Below are 1,177 nucleotides of genomic sequence, written 5' to 3'. Positions count from 1 at the left end.
GCCCTGCATTGCCAGAAACTGTGCCAGCAGGCGGGCCTGCGTGGACTTGCCCGCCCCCTCGCCGCCTTCAAATGTAATGAACAGGCCGGCCATGGCCTATCCGTGCCCCAGCTTCTGGCCCAGCACCGCCACCGCCCGGCCCATGACCCCAAGCCGGGGCACGCTCGCGCCCGCCACGAGGGGAACACGGATTTCGGCCAGTCCCGTACCGGTAATGACCACTTCCCCCAACTGCTGGCCCATGGTTACGGGGGCGGGAACGGGGCTGTCATACGCCATGCTGACATGCACCCTGTTCTGCCAGCCATGCGGCAGGGTAAGGGTCACGTCACGGGTGGCCACCAGCGGCACGCTGTGGGCCTGCCCCAGCCAGACGGGCGCGTTGTCCATGACCGCGCCCCTGTGGATGAGGGGCGCGTTCTCGAAATTGACGAACGACCACTCGAACAGCCTTTCACCCTCCGTCGCGCGGACATTGCTGCTGGGCAGGCCGTTCAGCGCCATGACCACGCGGTTGCCGCCGCGCTCGGCGCTGGCGCACAGGCCGAAGCCACCCGCGTCCGTGTGGCCGGTCTTGAGGCCGTCGGCAATGCCCTTCACCACCAGAGCGTTGCGGTTTTCCTGTGTGATCTTATTGAATGTAAAACTTTTTTTCCGAGAAGAAATGATAATATTCCGGGAAGTCGTGGATCAGGTGCATGGCGATCGTCGCCACGTCCCGCGCGGACATGTAATGCCCCTCCATCGGCCAGCCCGTAACATTCAGGAAATGGCTGTTGGTCATGCCCATCTGGGCGGCCTGCGTGTTCATGAGGCTGACGAACTGGTCCTCGGACCCCGCCACCCCTTCCGCCAGCACGATGCACGCGTCATTGCCCGACTGGATCACCATGCCCTGGATCAGTTCGGCCACGCTGACGGAGCCATGCACCGGCACGAACATTTTCGAACCCTGCATCCGCCACGCCTTTTCACTGACGGGCAGCATCTGCTCCAGTGTCAGTCTGCCCGCGCGCAGCATGCCGAACACGACATAGGCCGTCATCATCTTGGTCAGCGAGGATGGCGGCATCCGCTCATCCGCCGCTTTTTCCAGTATCACCTCGCCCGTGGTGTAGTCGATGATGCAGGCCCAGCGCGCGACCGTGTCGATCGGGCCGATCAGGCTGTTCGCCGG

1 protein-coding gene and 1 pseudogene are annotated in these 1,177 nt (G+C 63.9%); both read right to left on the bottom strand.

What is annotated here, in order from left to right; genetic code table 11:
• A partial coding sequence (locus JCM25156_RS29085) for a dTMP kinase (RefSeq protein ID WP_407637136.1) occupies nt 1–93 on the bottom strand: 93 nt, incomplete at its 3' end.
• Nucleotides 94–96: 3 nt separating this feature from the next.
• Nucleotides 97–1,177, bottom strand: a pseudogene (locus tag JCM25156_RS25820) (D-alanyl-D-alanine carboxypeptidase family protein); the annotation flags it as partial.

Source organism: Komagataeibacter kakiaceti JCM 25156, assembly GCF_000613305.1.
This window is presented reverse-complemented; position numbering and strand designations above follow the sequence as displayed.